The 20,247-nt window shown below is 44.4% G+C and carries 10 protein-coding genes; 2 read left to right on the top strand and 8 right to left on the bottom strand.

Translation table 11 applies throughout. The features are described 5' to 3' along the window. The first annotated feature begins 45 nt into the window (after positions 1 to 45). Together GS399_RS12720 and GS399_RS12715 are read left to right on the top strand one after the other, a co-directional pair. A complete protein-coding gene (locus tag GS399_RS12720) occupies positions 46 to 3,621 on the top strand; it encodes a VCBS repeat-containing protein (protein ID WP_160845018.1) in 3,576 nt (1,191 codons plus the stop codon). Position 3,622: 1 nt separating this feature from the next. Beyond that, positions 3,623 to 5,173 carry an alpha/beta hydrolase family protein gene (locus tag GS399_RS12715; RefSeq protein ID WP_202409447.1) on the top strand — a complete coding sequence of 517 codons (1,551 nt, stop codon included), beginning with the start codon at positions 3,623 to 3,625 and terminating at the stop codon, positions 5,171 to 5,173. Positions 5,174 to 5,245: 72 nt separating this feature from the next. Here GS399_RS12715 and GS399_RS12710 read toward each other — a convergent pair whose 3' ends face one another. From GS399_RS12710 to GS399_RS12675, 8 genes are all read right to left on the bottom strand, one after another. After that, positions 5,246 to 7,171 (bottom strand): sialate O-acetylesterase, encoded by a 1,926-nt coding sequence (locus GS399_RS12710; RefSeq protein WP_160845017.1) that lies wholly within the window; start codon positions 7,169 to 7,171, stop codon positions 5,246 to 5,248. Between the two features lie 109 nt (positions 7,172 to 7,280). Continuing rightward, a complete protein-coding gene (locus GS399_RS12705) occupies positions 7,281 to 8,429 on the bottom strand; it encodes an endo-1,4-beta-xylanase (protein WP_160845016.1) in 1,149 nt (382 codons plus the stop codon). Further along, entirely contained in the window at positions 8,419 to 10,947 is a 2,529-nt protein-coding gene (locus GS399_RS12700) for a glycosyl hydrolase 115 family protein (protein WP_160845015.1), read from the bottom strand. The genes GS399_RS12705 and GS399_RS12700 overlap by 11 nt, the downstream gene beginning before the upstream one ends. Before the next feature lie 39 nt (positions 10,948 to 10,986). After that, entirely contained in the window at positions 10,987 to 11,745 is a 759-nt protein-coding gene (locus GS399_RS12695) for an SDR family NAD(P)-dependent oxidoreductase (protein WP_160845014.1), read from the bottom strand. A gap of 266 nt (positions 11,746 to 12,011) precedes the next feature. Beyond that, positions 12,012 to 13,247, bottom strand: a complete 1,236-nt coding sequence (locus GS399_RS12690) for a family 8 glycosyl hydrolase (protein ID WP_160845013.1) — start codon at positions 13,245 to 13,247, stop codon at positions 12,012 to 12,014. A 12-nt stretch (positions 13,248 to 13,259) separates the two neighbouring features. Next, entirely contained in the window at positions 13,260 to 15,311 is a 2,052-nt protein-coding gene (locus tag GS399_RS12685) for an alpha-glucuronidase (protein ID WP_160845012.1), read from the bottom strand. 61 nt (positions 15,312 to 15,372) lie between these two features. Continuing rightward, positions 15,373 to 18,159 (bottom strand): beta-galactosidase GalB, encoded by a 2,787-nt coding sequence (gene galB / locus GS399_RS12680; RefSeq protein ID WP_160845011.1) that lies wholly within the window; start codon positions 18,157 to 18,159, stop codon positions 15,373 to 15,375. Between the two features lie 98 nt (positions 18,160 to 18,257). Beyond that, complete coding sequence (locus GS399_RS12675) at positions 18,258 to 20,237, bottom strand: RagB/SusD family nutrient uptake outer membrane protein (RefSeq protein ID WP_160845010.1); 1,980 nt, start codon at positions 20,235 to 20,237, stop codon at positions 18,258 to 18,260. Positions 20,238 to 20,247 lie beyond the last annotated feature (10 nt).

The following is a 20,247-nucleotide window of genomic DNA, read 5'->3' as shown; positions in this document are numbered from 1 at the left end:
CAGCTGTTAAATTACAGAGGCCATTGTTTTTTTACGATACAATCTATGCGGTTTAAACTGTTTTTGGTAGCCTCTTTGTTCGTCGTTATATATAGCTCTTGTAACAGGCCTACCCTGTTTGAACAGATCCCTTCTTCGCATTCGAATATTCATTTCAATAATATTATAACTGAGAACGACTCCATCAACCCAATCGACAATGCTTACACGTACAATGGCGGCGGTGTTGGTGTAGGCGATTTTAACAACGACGGATTGCTGGATATTTATTTCACAGGCAATATGGTCGCGAATAAATTATACCTGAACCGGGGTGACTTCACTTTTGAAGATGTTACCGATGTAGCCGGCGTTGAGGGAAAAGGGAGATGGGCCCGCGGTATCAGCGTTATTGACATTAATAACGACGGCATGCTGGACCTGTATATAAGCAACTCCTTCGTGAACGATTCCCTCAGGCGTACTAACCTGCTTTATATTAACATGGGTGTCGACAAAAAGGGTATTCCTCATTTCGTAGATAAGGCCGGTGAATATGGACTAGACCTTCATGCACATTCAACAATGGCCGCTTTTTTTGATTACGACAATGACGGTGACCTCGACATGTACCAGGCGGTTAACTGGCCAAATTCAAACTCTTATGCTAACAACTTCCGGCCGATTATCACCAACGGATCTTATCCCAGCACGGGAAAACTATACCGTAACGACTGGAATGAACATCTTAAGCATGCTGTATTCACAAACGTTTCGGCAGAAGCAGGCATTACAATTGAAGGTTACAGCCACGGCGTCTCGATAGCTGACATCAACCGAGACGGATGGAAGGATATTTACGTAACGAACGATTTCCTGTCTAATAATCTACTGTACATTAATAACCATGACGGCACTTTTACTGACAAGGCGAAAGAGTATTTCAAACACACTTCGTTCAATGCCATGGGCCAGGATATTATCGACATAAACAACGATGGCCTCGCCGATATTTTCGAGCTAGACATGAATCCTGAAGATAACTATCGCAAGAAAATGATGAGCATGGCCGGCAGCTATCAAACCTTTCAAAACTTTGATCATTATGGATATCAATATCAGTATGTAAGAAACACCCTTCAATTAAATCAAGGTACCAGGTTGGGCGAAAACGACTCGATCGGTGATCCGATATTCAGCGAAACAGCGTTTATGAGCGGTGTGGCTCAAACAGACTGGAGCTGGGCGCCGTTAATTACAGATTTTGACAATGACGGCCTCCGGGATATAATCGTAACCAACGGTTATCCAAAGGATGTTACGGACCACGACTTTATCGTTTTTCGAAACAATCCGTATCTGTCGGCTTCTAAAATGGAAATCCTGAAACAGATTCCTGAGGTTAAGATTCACAATTACGCTTTTAAAAACTCTGGCGGCGCCCAATTTACCGATGTCAGCAACGACTGGGGACTTTCTACTCCCACTTTTTCGAACGGCGCGGTTTACGCAGACTTGAACAACGATGGCGCAATGGATCTGATCATCAACAATATCAATGATGAGGCTCTGATCTATAAAAACAATGCCCGAAACGAGGATAAAAACGCTAATCATTTTTTGCAGATAAAATTCGGAGGCGGCAAGGAAAATGTAAACGGAATTGGTGCCTGGGCCGACATCTATTATGCCAATGGCAGGCACCAGGTTTACGAAAACAATCCTTATCGAGGCTACCTCTCTACAATAGAAAATGCTGCACACTTCGGGCTGAATACTACAAAGATGATTGACTCTGTTATCATCTGTTGGCCTGGTAATAAGAAGCAAATCCTACGAAACATACCTGCGGATCAGGTGCTTCATGTAAACGAAAAAGAGGCGCACGATAGCTTTAACTGGCAGATAGCGCAAACATCCGCTAAAGCGATATTCAGGGAAGCAACAAAACAAACTGGAATAAATTACAAAGACACCGAAGAGGATTTCATCGATTTCAACATTCAGAAACTTCTTCCCCATAAACTGTCGGAATACAGCCCGGCACTGGCCACTGCTGATTTAAATGCTGACGGACGAGACGATATTATTATTGGCGGCAACAGCCAGTCTCCGGCAAAGATTTTCCTGCAAACAACGGATGGAAAATTCAAACAGCGGAATTTATTTTTGGAAAATAGCCAGTCTGCGGAACCGGGTAAAGATGGAGGTGTATTAATATTTGACGCTAATGGTGACAACAAGCCTGACGTTTATATTGCAGGCAGTGGCTATCAGAACCCGCATAACTCGCCCTCGTATCAGGACAGGCTTTATCTGAATGACGGACAGGCTAATTTCAGGCTCGCAGAAGATGCGCTTCCAAAAAATCATACCAGTAAGCTGTGTGTTCGGGCAACTGATTTTAACAAAGATGGAAAACCTGACCTTTTTGTTTCGGGCCGTGTTGATCCCTGGAATTATCCTAAGCCGGTATCAAGCTTTTTATTCCGCAATGATTCACACGATGGTGTGGTAAAGTTTACTGATGTAACAAAACAATTCGCTCCTGTCCTGCAAAAAATCGGGATGGTTTGCGACGCGCTGTTTTCGGATTTCGACAATGATGGATGGCCAGATCTCATACTTGCAGGAGAATGGATGCCCATCAAGTTTTTACGGAATGATCACGGGTCTTTTAAAGATGTTTCGACAGGCACGGGTTTACAAAATAAAACTGGTTGGTGGACAAGCATCGTTGCCGGAGATTTCAGGCATACCGGACAAATGGATTACATTATCGGCAACACCGGGCTCAACACGTTATACCAGGTTAGCGATCAATATCCCGCTTATATCACTGCAAACGACTTTGATAACAGGGGATATTTTGATGCATTCCCATCTCTTTATCTGCCCGACCAGAATGGCACCAAAAAAGAATTTCCAGCCAACGTTCGCGACGATGCGGTTAAACAAATGATAAGCTTGCGCAAAAAGTTCACAAACTATAAATCATACGCGCTGACAACTATGCCCGAGATGTTCACACCTGCTCAAATGAAGGGATCTATCAGGCTTCATGCCAATGAACTAAGAAGCTGCTACCTGCGGAATGAAGGAAATGGAAAGTTTTCGATGATTCCGTTGAATCCGGAAGCGCAGGTTTCAGTAATCAATGGAATGGTGGTTGATGATTTTGATGGCGACAGCAATCTTGATGTCGTGATAAACGGCAACGATTTCGGAACCGATGTTTCTATCGGCCGATATGATGCGCTTAATGGATTGTTTCTGAAAGGCGATGGACACGGGCACTTTAAGGCATTATCTATTGCACAAAGCGGTATCTACATTCCCGGAGATGGTAAAGCCCTCGTAAAACTCCGGAAAAGTGATGGATCACTACTACTGGCGGCTAGCCAGCGGAACGACAAGCTAAAAATATTCGAATCAACTATGAATACTAAATGCTTACCGCTGACAACAAAGGACCAAAGCGCGATCGTAAAATATAAAAACGGAACATCCAATAAACAGGAGTTTTACTACGGTTCATCGTTCCTTTCACAATCAGGCCGGTTCATTTCAGCCGGACCAAACACAGCTGACATAACCATATTTAATACAAACGGCCAAAGCCGAAAAATCAAATTAAACTAGCATGATCCTATTTAATAAGCCGATAAAAAAGATAGCGACATTATACCTTGTATTGATTTTTAGTTTTCCTTTATATGCTCAGCAACTAGCTGAAAAATCGGGCTCTTATCCACCGCCAGTAACGTTTACGGCCGAACAGGATCAGGCTAATATGATGAACCAATTAGGCATTAAGGCGCTTCGTCCAGGCCCTAGCGGCGATGAAAAAGCTCCTAATCATGCAAACTATGACGAAGCTCTTGCTAATCCATACCCAAGGCTTCCGGATGTGTTGACATTAAAAAATGGGGGAAAAGTTACGACCGCCAAGCAATGGATTAATCAAAGACGTCCGGAGCTGATAGAGGATTTTGAATGTGAAGTCTATGGCCGTATACCAGCAAATGTGCCGAAAGTAACCTGGTCTGTAAAAGTTGCCGAAAGGGAATTCGTGGGATTTTTCCCGGTAGTTGCCAAACAACTTATTGGACACGTCGATAATTCAGCCTACCCGCTGATTGACGTAAACATCAAAATGACCTTAGTTCTGCCGGCGAATGCAAAAGGTCCGGTTCCTGTATTGATGATGTTTGGCCGTAGCACGCTGCCTGCACCGGCTCAGCCACTGGCAGAAGATCTTGAAAAGATCAACTCGGCAATCAAGGAACTTCTAATTAAAGAGCATCCCGAACTAAAAGCCGTTTTTGAACGCTATCCGGCTTACAACCCTATCCAGGAAAAGGAATTTCCCGGATTCGGCGCACCACGAGATCCGGGAGATCCGCCCACAAACCAGCAACTCATAGCCGCTGGATGGGGCTATGTACTTATCGACCCGGCGAGTATCCAGGCGGATAACGGAGCAGGACTAACCCGGGGAATTATCGGTTTGGTTAACAAGGGTCAACCTCGTAAACCAGATGATTGGGGTGCTTTACGTGCTTGGTCGTGGGGAGCTGCGCGTGCACTGGATTACCTGGAAACTGAGCCCGCCGTCAATTCAAAAAATGTAGGAATCGAAGGCGTATCACGTTACGGCAAGGCGGCATTGGTAACCCTGGCATTTGAACCGCGTTTTAAAATGGGGCTGATAGGTTCCTCCGGCGAAGGCGGTGCAAAGCTCCACAGGCGTAACTTTGGTGAGTCGGTTGAAAACCTTACCGGGGGTGGTTATTACTGGATGGCCGGCAATTTTTTGAAATACGGTGCCTTAGAAGCTACGTTTGGAGCCAAAACTGCGAATGATATTCCTGTTGACGCCCATGAGCTAATTGCTTTATGTGCGCCGAGACTGACTTTTATCAGTTACGGCATTCCCGAACAAGGAGATGCTAAATGGCTGGATCAGCAGGGAAGTTATATGGCAACCGTAGCCGCCGGCCCGGTATTTAAGCTTTTAGGCGCAAAAGACCTTGGCGTGTCAAATGATTACAACAAAGAGAACATGCCGCCGATAAATACCGGCCTTCTTGACGGTGAACTAGCCTGGCGCCAGCATGACGGTGGACATACCGATGCCCCCAACGTTAAATATTTTATTCAATGGGCTGATAAGTTTATTGCCCATAAGTGATTGGATGTTGAAGTAATATTTGTCGGTTCCAAACGTCCCTGAAACTGGCTTAGTTAAGACTTTATCGGTTTATCATTTGTCTGTTCTGAATGGAGAAGCGGGCAATCCTTCTTTATTGTACAAATTAGGATTAACAGGATTATCAGCCCAGGCATAGCGAACATATAAAGGTTGCTTTATCTCGTCACTCCAAACAATCACCTTTTCTCCTTCAATTTTGGCTTTAGCCCAAACAAATTTTTTATCTGCACCGGCAATTGCAAATTCACTCAGGGCTTCTCCATCATTACTGATCAAACCGCTGCCTATGTGATCAAATGAAAGAATTATCTGGTTGTCTTTAACTTGGGCGTATTGAAACACAGGGCCCGAATATTCTATTTTTTTTCCATAAACTTTGACCAGCGCTGCAAGAGCCAGGCGTTCACCAACAGCTTTTTTATTGTCCGGGTGAATGTCATTCCATTCTCCGGCGTCAATGGCTACCGCCATCGCAGTTTGAGGGATGCTTAACGCTTTCAATTGCGCTTCCCTTAACCTGGCCCACTGACTTTCTGAAGGCAGGTAATTGTAATCCATAAACCCCGGCAACTGCACATAAAAAAATGGCAAGTTCTGGTCCTGGTACTGATTACGCCAGTCCTTGATTAATGCGGGTAACAGCTTATCGTAAAGCTCCGGCTGATTCGCGTTGGCTTCCCCTTGGTACCATGCGGCACCTTTAATGGCGTATCGGGTAACAGGCGCTATCATAGCATTATACAGCGCCGACGGCTGGTTTTGAACATTAATGCCGTCTCCCAGGCTGCCGGCAAAGGGACGATTTACCAATCCAACTTTATAATCCCAGTAACCTTTAAGGTCTACCGTATCCTGACCTGCGAAAATACAATAAGGCTTATCAGGAACGAAGCCACCTTTACCGGAGTTATTTGTCACCCGGATAACGAACAGATTTTTGCCTTCCTTAAGCAGATCTGCCGGCACAGGATATCTTCTTTGAGGATACAGATAGGTAGTATTACCTACTTTCGCCCCGTTGATGTACAATTCGTCGGCATCTACTATTCTTCCCAGAAATACTTTCGCAGGTTTGCCCGTCATAGATTTAGGGATAGCAATTTCCCTGCGATACCATACGATACCATTGAGATCTTTGACACCCTGGTCTTCCCAGTAACCAGGAATATTAATTCTGTGCCAGCCTCTTGGCTGGTAAGCGGGATCAAACCATTTAAGTGCCGCTGACATTCCAGCGTCAACAGGAGGAGTAATGACAGGATTGGATGCCGGCCGTTGCGATTTTTTTTGCAGGCTTATATCCCTGTTTCTTTCAATCGTTTTTTCTATATTTTGAAAATCTTTAAGCCCTGTCTCGCTTATCCAGGCTTCGATCGGTGTGCCGCCCACACTGGCATTGATAATGCCAATCGGCACCTTGGTTTGTTCATACACTTTACGGGCAAAGAAAAATCCTACAGCAGTAAACGGCCTTACCTGATCGCCAACAGCAACCTGCCATTTTCCCTGCAGGTCTTCGGCTGGCCCCTGCATATTCGTTAAAGTAGGAATTAAAAATTGCCTGATCTGCGGGTAATTGGCTTCCTTAATGTCGTTGGCATAGGTAATATCATGGATATTCATCTGGTGTACCATATTAGACTGCCCGCTAAACAGCCACATATCTCCGAAAAGAATATTGCTCAAAAGAATGGTATTTTTTTTACCGCTAAACTTCATGGTATATGGCCCGCTGGCTTTAACCGCTGGCAATGTCAGCTGCCATTTACCGTCAGTGCTGGTATTGGCGCTATACCTTTTTCCTTTGAAATCGAGTGTAACCTTTTCCGCCGGGCTCGCCCATCCCCAAACCTTAATTTTTTGATCGCGCTGAAGAATCATGCTATCGCGAATGATTCCCGGAAGTTTAATTTGCGCTTGCAGCGAAAAACAACCTATTGTAAACCAAAGGAAATACAGGTATTTAAGTTTCTTCATTCCATTCAAGTTTACCGCCATTTCAATATAGTTACCTGTTGTATCAGTTGTCTTCTGGGTTGTGCAAAAAGCTTTTGCAAAGTGTAGTTCATATCGAATCGAAGATATTTCAATTGGTTTGAGCTTTTAAGCTCATTATTTTATCATAAGCAGGCTTAGGCTTGTATTGCCTGTCAAAAATTAAAGGATAATTGGTTCTTCCCATTATCGGCCAATTATTCAGCCAGCTTTGCCCATCATTCACGCCCCAGAAGGTTACCCGGCTAAGCTTATCTCTATGCTTCAGGAACAGTTTAAACAGGTTCTCATAGTCTGATGCCAGCTGTTGCTGCACGCTATCCGGCAATCTTTTTGTATATGGATTTGTATCTGGTGTGCTTCGCATCCGCTGGTTTACATCGGCTTCTGAAGAGTTCCTGGGCAATACTTCAATATCCAGCTCCGTGACCATCACCTTAATACCCAACGCGGCAAACTGTAAAATGCTTTCCTCGATATCTTTAAACGGTACCTTACCTACATGCCAATGCCCTTGTATACCCACACCGTCTATCCGGGCTCCGGTCTCCTGTATCTTTTTTATCAGCGTAATGGCTCCGGCCCTTTTTGCCGGCTGCTCAATATTGTAATCGTTGTAATATAGTTCTGCCCCAGGTGCGGCCAGCTCGGCTAATTTGAAGGCGTAAGGAATATAATCAAACCCCAAGATCCTGTAGAAAACAGAGTTTCTGTATGTGCCGTCTTCATTCAACGCCTCGTTCAGTACATCCCATCCATTAATCCTTCCCTTGTATCTGCCAGCCACCGCGTTAATATGCGTTTTCATGAACAAATTCAGCGAATCTTTCGTACGGATCCGGTGCACAAAACCGGGAAGCTGACGATGCCAGATGAGCGTATGCCCTACGATAAACATATGGTGGCGTTCGCCGTAGTCTACATATTTGTCGCCTAAAGTAAAGTTGTATCGATCCCACTGCGGGTGTACTATTACAGCCTTGAGAATATTTTCGGAAGTGATAGCGTTAAATTGCTGACTTATGAGCTGTTCGGCCCGACTGTCTTTTTCTTCTATCTGAGCGGCATTGAGCGCTGTGCCTATTAAAAAATCTGCGTGATAAGCCTGTTTAAGACTTATGCTATTATTTTGCTTCTCCTGTGCAGAGCTTACCCATATTATGCTGATAGAAATGGATATCGCACCAAAAAATCCTCTTACTTTAGATTTAATGGCACCCGGTTGAGTTCTATTTTCCATTTGTCTCCTCCGCTCCGAGATAACTGGGTTTTAATCCCCCCAGATCCACGACCAGCTTTTGCAATACAATTCCGGGATCGATCATCCAGTATTTCAGTGTATGTTCGCCTGCCTTACTGATCGTGTGATTTGTTGTTTTGATGATGATGTTTTCAGCCGCCCATTTATTCCATACTTCGGTATTGTCCTCTTTATTTAAACTTATGATCTGAGGTTTGTCATCATCAACAGATATGGCGAATTGCAATCCATCAGGATTGTGAAGAAAATTCAAGGTAGGTGAAAAATAACCCTGAATTTTTATTTCGCCCGGCTGACTGGTTTTGAAAGTATAAGTTAAGTAGGGCGATGTAACGGACAATGGTATAGAAGAGCTGTTTACCGGCCAGCTGGTCACTGCGTTTCCTGTTCTACCCAGGTCCGGAAGAATCTTCCATGAAACTCCTTTACTGCCATGAGAGGAAGAAAAATGATCAGCTTCTATTGCAATATATCCTGCCCGCTCTCTGGAAATATCTGCGTTGTTTAATGAAGAAGTAGCAGATTCATTCTTCCCAGTTTTTAGTGTTCCGGCGCCGCCGGTATCTATATAATTTACGGCCGGCATTTTCTGTTTTTCCGGCTGCTGCCAGTAAGTGTAACCTATATGTGTCTGACTCATCATATGATTCCATTTGCCTCCGTTAATCTCATGGTACTGCCGGGTGATCACCGAGTCCATTCCATAAGCAGCCTTTACACTATCTGCATAGGCATTCGCCTGCGTATATTTGTTATTATATGCCTCTTTATTTAGGGTAGTATAATAATACATTTTATACAAATTGGCACATGCCATAACAGGATGCAAAACCAGCTGAAAGTAAGCATCGCGGCTGGCTGATGGTATTTGTTCTTTTAAGACATTTGCCTCTAACCACAAGTCCTGATATTCGTTAAAAACCCGTTCCCACTCATGGTAATTGGTTAAGCTATAAGTGCCGTCGTCCAGCAATTCAGGTTTTCTCCGCGAATTATATTTGGAATAAAGGCCGATAATACGGGCAATTTCTGCAGCATGCTTGCTTCCAAACTGCTCAGCAGCCCATTTTAGGATATAAGGCTGAACATCGTCAGGCCCGATTGCTTCGGGGTTCCAGGCATAATCCAGGAAAAAAGAAATAGGCGCTTCCATCGGCTTCAGGTCGCCCACGTTTACAATCCAGATATCTTTTACTCCGTATTCGTACGCGAGGTGCATTTGCTCCCATATCCGCGGAAACTGATTGGTATTAAGCCATTTATAATTCCGGGGGCCACCAACATAGTCAAAATGGTAATAGATACCGTAGCCGCCTTTTCGTGCAGGGTCAGTTAATTTAGGCAGCTTACGAATGTTTCCCCAATTGTCATCACATAATAAAAGGGTTACATCGTCTGGCACACGCATACCTTTATCATAATAATCCTGCACTTCTTTATACAGCGCCCATAATTGCGGAGTTTGTGAAGCCGGCTTGCCGGTTACTTTATTAATGATCACACGTTGATCGTCAACAATTTTTTCCAGCAAGGCTGTCGCAGTCTCCCGGCTCATAGGCTCGTCGCCATCCCCTCTCATTCCGATACTTACAATTTTTTCATTCCATGCCCTCTCCATCCCCTTTTTCCAAAAGTCCTGCAAGCGGTCTTTATTCTTTTCATAATCCCAGGGCCCTGAACCGTAACGTCGCCATTCGTCATGCGCACGCATCAGCGGTTCATGGTGTGAGGTGCCTACAACGATGCCATACGCATCTGCCGTTTTTATATTTTCGGGATCATCATCATAAAAAGCGTTACCCCACATTGCCGGCCAGATATAATTGCCTTTCAATCTGAGAACCAGTTCGAAAACTTTTTCATAAAACAGGTGATTAAACCCGCCGAATTTTTCCTTGCTCCACCCGCTTAAAGCAGGCGCTTCATCATTCAGGAAAATGCCACGGTATTTCACTTTTGGTGCGTTCGTTTGATTCAAACCGGCTTTAACGAACAGCCGTTCAGATTTTTTAACCGGAACATCTGCCCACCAGTACCAGGGCGAAACCCCTATTTCCCTGGAAAGATCGAAAACCCCATAAGCCGTGCCCCGACGGTCTTCGCCGGCGATGATCAGCGCATTGCTTATACCATTTGAATTCAGTTTAATATTTTGTAGCTGATACGCCTCCCACTTTCCCGGATTCTGATTTTTAATCTTTTGGCCGGCAACAAGTCTCTGCAGTAGTACAGAATTGCTAAATGAACCTATAATAATCAGATTCTCATGTTTCTGATTCAGGCCATGAACTATCGCAGGCCTGTAGCCAGTCACTGCTTCAATATCCTTTTGAAATAATTCAGCCGATTTCTGCACTAACGCCTGCTCTTTCAGATCTACGTAAATGGCAGATTTATGAATTGGGAAAGCACCGGTGGATGACTTTTCACTTACCCATTGTCCAAAAGCATTTACGGCAAATGCCAAAAAAATCAGTAGCAGAAATGGTCTTCTCATCGAATTAAACTGGGCTATCGTTTGCTTTAAATTAGTTAATTAAAATCCTATAGCATTACCTCCATCAACCCGGAGAATTATACCAGTTACATATTTTGCACCTACTCCCGCGAGGAAAAGAGCTGCGCTCCCGATGTCTTCAGGCTGACCCATCTCGCCCATAGGTGTTCTGCCAAAAACTTTTGCTTTTCGTTCGGGATCATCATCCAGCGCCTTGGCAGACATGGCTGAGTAGATAAAGCCCGGCGCTATAGCATTCACTCTGATTCCCTTAGGTGACAATTCTACGGCCATGGCTTTCGTCATGCCCTCGATTGCACTTTTGCTGGCTGTATAGGCTATCACTTTCGGAATTCCGTACTGCGCGGCCATCGAACTTATGTTGATGATACAGCCTGATTTCCTGGGGAGCATGTGCCTTACAATTTCTCGGCTCAGGGAAAAAACAGCATGAACATTAGTGAGCATGACGTCGCTAAAGTCAGCATCTGTAACTTCCTCGAAATCCTTTTTCATGTTGACCCCGGCGTTATTCACCAGAATGTCCACTGGGCCGAATTGCCCTACGATATCATCCGCCAGCTTAGGGATAGCATCCAGCTTAACGAGATCGGCAACGAGAAATGCACAATTTTCACCCAGCGTTTCGGCAGCAGCCTTTAACTTATCCCCGCTCCTGCCAATAATGATCGTAAAAATGTCGTTTTCGGTAAATTTTTGCGCAATTGCAAATCCTAAGCCAGAGCCTCCTCCGGTTACTACAGCTATCTGTCTACGGTTTAAATCTGTTCGGTTCAATGGATATATTTTATAAGTTTCGATAAAAAAGAGTGTAACTCATTCTTTAATTCTAAATATCTATTTGACTATCAATATTTTATTACTCTCTCAAGTTGTTGTCAAACTGCATTGCTTTAAATAAATAAGTCGGTGATTTATATCGGTTGGGCTAGTATAATTTTTAAAAAAGTTTATTGCAACCGATTGCATAACAATGACGCAACCAGGTTGCGCTGGCGATGTATTGAAGATCGGTTGAGAATATGTCACTATGCAATCTTTCATTACTTCTGAGGCGTTATCAATTGATATTTGCCGCTAAGATGCATCAGACTAAAAAGATATAGCAATCCATCGTAATAGGGATCGAAATATCCATCCTCATAAGGTTCCAATTTTGCATTCCAGAGGGCATTCACAAAATCAAAGTCCTTATTCCGGTTATAGATCATTTCCGTTGTTGCCGCGGTGGAAACCAGCCCCAAAGAATGCCGCAGTTTTTTAAACCCACCTGCTTCTAATATCCAATCCGGCTTTGTACCATCCGGGTTATACTGATCATCAAAAGTGCTGATACCTTTTGATCTTAAAAATCCCTGAATTCTTTTCGCATAACCGCTTTGCCATGCTTTATCCTTTTTAAACCAGGCATAATCCATTGAAATGTTCATTGGCACCCGCCACGAATCATAACGAAAAGCTACAGGCATCCAGCGCGCGTTGTGCGGTGCGCCGCTGAACTCCGAATAATCAGGAGTAAGGCCGGTAACAGGGTGTGTCGCTCTTTTTAGATACGCTCTGGATGTATCGGCGCAAGCCTTATAAAAATCCTCATGACCGTCTTTGGCATACATCGCCCACACTTCATAAAATGCCGGAAGATGATAAGACGGATCGGTCCAGTTATAATTATCGCCCTCAGGTACAAACGTGATTTGCTTATGCCCGGTATTGATTAGATTATAAATATTACCTGTGCCGTCCTTTTTCCACATCGCATCCAGGATATACCTGGCTTCGGCGTAATAATTTATCCCGGTATTGTTCCCCCATTTATTACTCGCGAAGAGTAAGTCTGTAATATAATATAATTCGCCATCAGAAGCCGAACCTTCAGAATTCTTTTTCATGGTTTCAGGGTTGATACTCCAGGCAAAATATCCCTTCCTGGGGCCGTCCTGGTGCTGCAAGTATTTTTTCGACCATCTCCAGATTCTGTCAAACACCTCTTTTTTATTCAACTGCACAGCCACCATCATTCCATACGACAGTCCTTCTGTCCGGGCATCATGATTCTTTATATCGGACACATAAGCCATGGAATCGCCAACTTCAAAATAAATTTTGTTGGGCCCTTCGAAAAGCGCCGTATATGCCCGGGCAACTTTCTTATCGATATCCTTTTCTTTATATCCGGCTTCTTTAAAGTAGTTCCGGTACTTTAATTTTGCCGGATCTGTTTGCGCAAAACTTTGCAATCCTACTGTGATGAAAACGATGAATGTGATAGTTGCTTTCATATGGTTTCTTTTTTACTTGCTGTATTTATCATTAGCTATGATCTCATCCAGATTATTGACCGGACGTTCCAAATCATAAGGAATAGGCATATGGCTAAATTTCTGGAAGTAAAGCAAACAAGCGTCCTTCCAAAGAATAGCGTTCGTAGCCTGCTTTCTAAGCTTTCGCTGAACCTCTGTAAATCTTGTTTGGTCAACATAAGGCTCAACCTCGTCCCAAACTTTTTGAAAATTCCGTACCTGGCTGACACCTTTATCGTAATGGAGACAAAGCTCATTCCATAAAGTCTTCCCGCTTTTCATTTGATAGTTCCAGGGTATATGATGAAACCAGAGCAGTAACTCCTCCGGGCAGGTTTTCGGATCATTGTATTGCCCGGCCAGGGGTTCATGATACTGACTTACGGCATCACTTCCCTTATGCGTTCTGTCGAAACCAACGCCGTCTTCTCCAGCTTTGTGATAATATAACGGCGTCCAATCCGCACGCACGCCTTTGGGGCCCCACCAGGGTCCAGGACCGTAATGCTCATTAGCCGCCATAATATGATGCAATCCAAGCGGCGTCATATAATTTACAGCGGCTTCCCGACTATCCATCATCATCTGTTTTACAGGTGCTAAGAATTTGCTTTCCCATTCCTGCTTTTTTTCTTTCCCGGCAATTGACAGAGAATTATAAAACGTAAGTTTCAGCCATTCATCCGCTATTTGCTCGCTGCTTAGGTTATTATTCCAGGCCAGTCTGCCAAACGCGTACCAGTTTGCCTGTCCGAATTGGTGGCCTGTCCAATTGGTATCTAAACCGATATTTGAAACACCCGCAATGGCTGTAAGAGCTTGCTTAAAAACACTTCCATCAGTCACTTTTGCTACGGTACTTCCTTTTCCCGCCTGGTAAGTATCCGCCTTAAGACATTCCTCCCACATCGTTGACAGGTAAACCAGGTAAACGGAGTGCCCAAGATATTCCTGGGTGATCTGAAACTCCGGCATAACCGCGTTCTTTTTCATTGCTCCAAATAATGGGCTAAACGGCTCACGAGGCTGAAAGTCGATGGGCCCGTTCTTCACCTGGACTATGACATTGCTTCTGAACTTACCATCCAAAGGCATAAACTCGTTATAGGCTTGCTTAGCCCTGTCCATGTCGTGCGGGCTATATACAAAGGCCCTCCACATAATGATACCACCGTAAGGCTTTACCGCATCGGCAAGCATATTGGCACCGTCTGCATGCGTGCGTCCAAAATCCTGGGGTCCGGGCTGGCCTTCACTGCTTGCTTTAACCAGAAATCCGCCAAAATCGGGAATCACAGTATATATCTTTTTTACTTTTTCATTCCACCATCTAATGACTTCAGGATTTAACGGGTCTGATGTTTTTAGTTTCCCTAATAGTGCCGGAGAGGAAAATTTGACCGACAGGTACGTTTTAATCCCGTAAGGGCGAAGTTGTGCAGCGATAGCCTTAACCCGTTGCAAGTATTCCGGAGTAAGTATTAATGGCGATGCATTAACATTATTCAGTACCGCAGCATTTATGCCTATTGAAGCGTTTGCCCTCGCATATTCCTTCCAAAGCTTTAAGTCGTTTTCGGTTACGTTAACGTCATTATTTCGCCAGAATATAGAGTTTCCGGCATAACCACGTTCTACTGATCCGTCGGGATTGTCCCAGTGGTTCAGTATCCTTACCTGGTAAGAAGGATTTTCTTTTATATCGGATATAGTTTCGCCCGTATTTTGGCGGCGCAGCAGATCAAATACGCCATATAAAATTCCTTTATCCGTGTTTGCTGTTATAACATTACTGTTGATCGTAAATCCATCTGCAGCCAGGCTTTTATCTTTTTTAAGAACAAATTTCACAGTCGCATTTGGGTTTCCTTTCCAGCCCTGCGTGAGCTCTTGTTTTGCGGTTGCCAAAATAACCGAATGGTGGGAAGACAAAATTTTAACCGGATTTGGATTGTATCGATACAACCACAGATCATGGCCATCCTGTGCAAACGTAAAGGTGTTAAGCAACATGAATAAAATCGATAAATAACTTATTTTCATAGATAGAATATTGCTATAACTGTAAATTTCATATCCCTAACCTGCTAGCAGTTCTTTGTTATCATTTACCGGATAATTCGAGCTTCGCCGGAACGAGATTTTTCGCGGCAGCCGTTATGGTAAATTTACCCGGCTGCTTATCTTTCGATCTGACGATCACCAGCGCCATACCGCTAAGTGCCTTACGCTCTCTGGACGGAAAAGCAACCAAATCCGCAGGATCACCATTATCTGTCGCAACGATTTCTCCTGGACCGGCTATGGAAAATGCAATATTATTATTAGCCTGCGGTACCATATTACCATTTTTATCCAAAACTCTCACGGTGATAAACGAAAGGTCAGAGCCATTGGCTGCGATCTCATTTCGGTCGGCCTTAAGTTCTAATTTAACGGGTTCACCAGCAGTTTTCACCGTTTCCGTTGCCCAATCCCTGCCATTTTTATAAGTTACTACCTTAAGTTCACCGGGTTCGTATTTTACATTGTCCCAGCGGAAACGGTATTCATACTCACCCCGTTTTTTTCGCCCCGCTGATTTGCCGTTAATAAATAGTTCGGCCTCATCCGCCGACGAGAAAACATGAACCGGCGTAATTTCTCCTTCCCTGCCGGGCCAGGTCCAGTGCGGCAGAATATGTGCAAACTGGAGATCAGGCCGCCAGCGTGATTGATACAGATAAAACCGGTCTTTTTTAAATCCTGCAAGGTCAATGATCCCCGAATAGGAACTGCGAGCACCGTAATAAGGTGTCGGTTCCCCCAGGTAATCCCAGCCAGACCAGACAAACTCACCAGCCACAAAAGGATGTTTGTCCTGTGAGGCAAAAACTTTGTCCGGCGAAGCGCCGAACTGAGCTGTATATAATTCGTACCCGCTTACATATTGATTTTTAGGATCACCGCCGGTAGAATCGCTTACCGGCGCGCTGTATCCATTAACTACCGGAAAAATATATGTTCCGCGTGTACTTAGTGTCGATGCCGTTTCGCTGCTGACAATTAACTTTTCTGGAAATTTCTCTTGGAAGGCGGGATATAACGGCGATGTTCTGATTCCTTTCAAATGGGCATATGCCGTCGCATCCCGGATACCTTCGCCCTGGTAATTGAGTGAAAGAATATCCATGACCGCCGGAAATGGCATATTGGGTTTAGCGAAGTTCATCGAAGCAGTTGCAGGTCTGTCAGGATCTTCATCTTTTACTATCGCACTTAATTTAGAAGCCAGTTTCGCTCCTGCTTCAGCCGTGTATTGTTCGCCTACCTCATTGCCGAAACTCCATGCAATAACGGAAGGATGATTTTTATCGCGTCTGATAAATGACCGGATATCTGCCTCGTACCAATCAGGAAAGATCAGGTGAAAATCTAACGGTGTCTTGCCCTGCTCCCAGCAATCAAAAATTTCGTCGATCACCAAAAATCCCATTCTATCCGTAAGATCCAACAATTCAGGTGCGGGCGGATTATGGGACAAGCGAATGGCATTGCAGCCAAGTTCCTGTAACATTTCGAGCTGTCGTTCAGCGGCTCTGTAATTAAAAGCTGCTCCGAGAGCGCCGAGATCGTGATGCTGGTTAACACCCTGTATTTTAACCGGCTCGCCGTTAACCATCACTCCTTTAACAGGATCAAACCTAATATCCCGGACACCGAATGGTGTTTCATAAGTATCAACCTCATGTCCACCCAGAAATAATCGGGTTACCGCTACATACAGGTTAGGTTTTTGTTTAGGCAAAGGCCCCCATAGAGCCGGATTAGTCAGCTGAATTTGGCCTTTAACTGAATGCTTTGTGTGTTTATCAAGATTTGCGGTTAACGGAGTGAAACTGCTGATCTTTCTTACTTTTTCAAATTTCTCGTTCAGGCTATAAATATCTGTAAGTACCTTCACTTGTCGGCTGGTAGTGCCTTTATTCTCAACAGTAACATCCAGATCTACGGTTGCAGATGATTTGGAAACAGCTGACGTTCGAATACAAGTGCCCCACTGCGCTATCTGCACAGGATTAGTTTTTGTAAGCCAGACATTCCTGTACAATCCGCTGCCTGGATACCACCTTGATGAATTCGTCGGATTATCTAAACGAATGGCAATTTGATTGTCTTTGCCAAATTTAACATACGGGGTAAGATCGAGTCGGAAAGAGTTATAACCGTACGGCCAACCACCCACCAGACTTCCGTTTAACCACACCATTGCATAAGACATGGCGCCGTCTATTTCCAGGTAGATAGATTTGCCTTGGTCTGCCGCCGGAATATCAATTCTCTTCCGGTACCAGGCCACACCCTGAATTGGCAGTCTTCCCATCCCTCCGCCAACAATAGCATCGGCTTCTTTATAGAAAGGGCCTTTGGCGGCCCAGTCATGAGGGAGGTTTATGTGCTCCCAGTTCTTGTCATCAAAGTCTGGCCCGACAAATGGAAATTTACTGCCAGGGTTTCCCTGGGGCCTTACAAAATGCTTCGCGGGATCTTTAATAAAATCATTTGCCGCAGGCAATATCCATTTTTTGAGCACATTCTCTGATGTGCCTTCGAATGCGGTTTGAGATGGTCTACTATCGGCTACAATGTCATCTTTCCGGTTGGTGACAGCGGGTCGTTCGTCATACATCAAATCATCAGCTTTGCCATCGTAACGCATGAACATCCAGCCTTTATTTATATTAATCCTTTCCCTGGCATGAGGTTGATCGGTTCCTTTTCTTTGTGCGGCACATGAAAAGTGAACTAACAGTATAATTAACGATAACAATTTCAATCTGCCTTTATATCGTTGATAAAGTTCTTTAAAAAGAATTAGTTGTTTTAAAAATAAAGGGATTGACTGTTTCATATAAGATAGTAATGATTTCGCCAGGTATTAAAAATAAAGGAGAGATGAGACATCTCTCCTTAGAGTAATCCCAAAGATTACGGCAAACACCTAACCAATTAGTATCCAGGATTTTGATAAGATTTCTTTTCTTCAGCGGTCATATCCATTCCGTCCAGCTGAGATGTCGGGATTGGGCGGAGATAATAATTCGCTGAAATAGTGCGGGTAACCGTTCCGACGGTATGATCCTTCCAGTCGTTAGGATTTGTTTTACCTGCTATCACGAATGAGCTGCTCAACTCAACCCACTTTTGCGTACGAACCAGATCTGTCCAGCGATAACCTTCACCAAAGTATTCACGTGATCTTTCTGCTAAAATGTAATTGATATCAATTGCAGCAGGCGTAGCAGCGATCATTGCAGCGCTGTTATCCTGTATTTTGGCTACGTTTCCGCCATTATCCCAACGCCATTTACCTGCACGCGCACGGATAACATTAATTAATCCTCTGGCGCTGCCGTCGTTTGCATACGCACCGGCAATACCTCTTGTAGGAGCGCCCTTAACAGCTGCTTCGGCCGCGATGAAAAATAACTCAGAAAACTTAGCTACAGGGAAGGGACGGGTAAGACTTGCATTAGGCTGTCCTAAACCACCGTTATTATCGGTGCGGTAAGGGCCTAATTTCCAGTTACCCGGATAACAAATGCGGCTATAGGCGCTTGGCTCAACAACAAAATCTGCTCTTCCAGGCAAAACTCCTGCGCCGACGTTACTATTGAATTTTGAATTTGAATAGTCTACGCCAGCCACATCTTGGTCTAAAAAGCTAAGAATCGGATCACCATTGGCCACTGGCAGAAAATTGGCATTGAACATTGTTTCGACCTTCATTCCGGCTTCTTTCCAGTTGCTGCGGTAGCGTGTTACGAACGTGCCATCATAACGCGAATCGTTCGTTTTGTCTGCGAAGGTATTTTTAAATATGCCTTGAGGCGGCGCCAGCATAGTCCATGGGCGGCCCAATGACTGGACTGCTGCACGCTGCACAGTGCTTACTGCAGCCCAGCTTGAATTAGAACTGCTGCTTCTGATATTTGTATAGTTCCATTGCTCAAACCACTGGGCAAAGCTATCGGTACCAAAACCGCCGCCGCTATAACTCAGATCTCCACCATTGTAAATACTGCTTTTTTCTGTGTGATCAGCATATAACAGCACTTCATTATTACGGTCGTTGGTGGCGATACTCACATCATAAAATGTAGGCTGAAGGCCTGCCGAACCAGGGCTTTCAATAGCAGTTGCTGCAACATTATAAGCTTCCTTGAAATACCATGCCGCATCGTGCCCGGCCGGGTCAGTTCTTGGCGCCTCCGGGTAAGTTGGGATGTTATTTGGATTTTGTAACCACCAGCCGTAAGTTAAATAAGCTTTCGCAAGATACAGGCTTGCAACTGTTTTGGTAACACCGCCTACAACGCGTCCTGCAGTTGGTAATTTGTCAATTGCGATTAATAAATCAGGAAAGATTGCCTTGGTGTATACATCCGGCACCGTATTACGTTTTGACGTCCGCACGGTAGAAGTATTGAATTTTAACTCGCCGGCACCCAGATCCAATGGCACGCCACCGAAAGTTTGAACCAGCAAAAAATAATCAAACGCCCGGAAAAACCTGGCTTCAGCGACAAGTGATTCGGCAACGCCAACCGCCGCTCCGTTTTCAATTACACCGCTGGCCGTATTGATATTGGGAAATGCCGCTCCCCAAAGTATACCTGTATTGCTGCTTGCAGGGTCGATATTTCCTACCCCTGAAAAATCCAGGTTTTTTACATTTCCATCAGAGTTTTGTCCCCAGGTAGACTCATCCGTACTGATCTGGTTGGAATTGATGAAATAGCCGTTACCGAACATTAAGCGCAGGTGAGCATAACATGATGTGATACCGCCCTGGACGCCTGCTTCCGTTTTGAAATACTCCGGGGTAAAAATGCTTCGCGGCTCTTCATCCAATATTTTGGTGCATCCTGTAAGGAACAATGCAGCCAGAACTGAAAGTCTTAATGATTGTGTGAGAATTCGCTTCATTGTCTTATGT

Origin of the sequence: Hufsiella arboris (assembly GCF_009834875.1) — a bacterium.
GTDB classification, from domain to species: Bacteria; Bacteroidota; Bacteroidia; order Sphingobacteriales; family Sphingobacteriaceae; genus Hufsiella_A; species Hufsiella_A arboris.
This window is presented reverse-complemented; position numbering and strand designations above follow the sequence as displayed.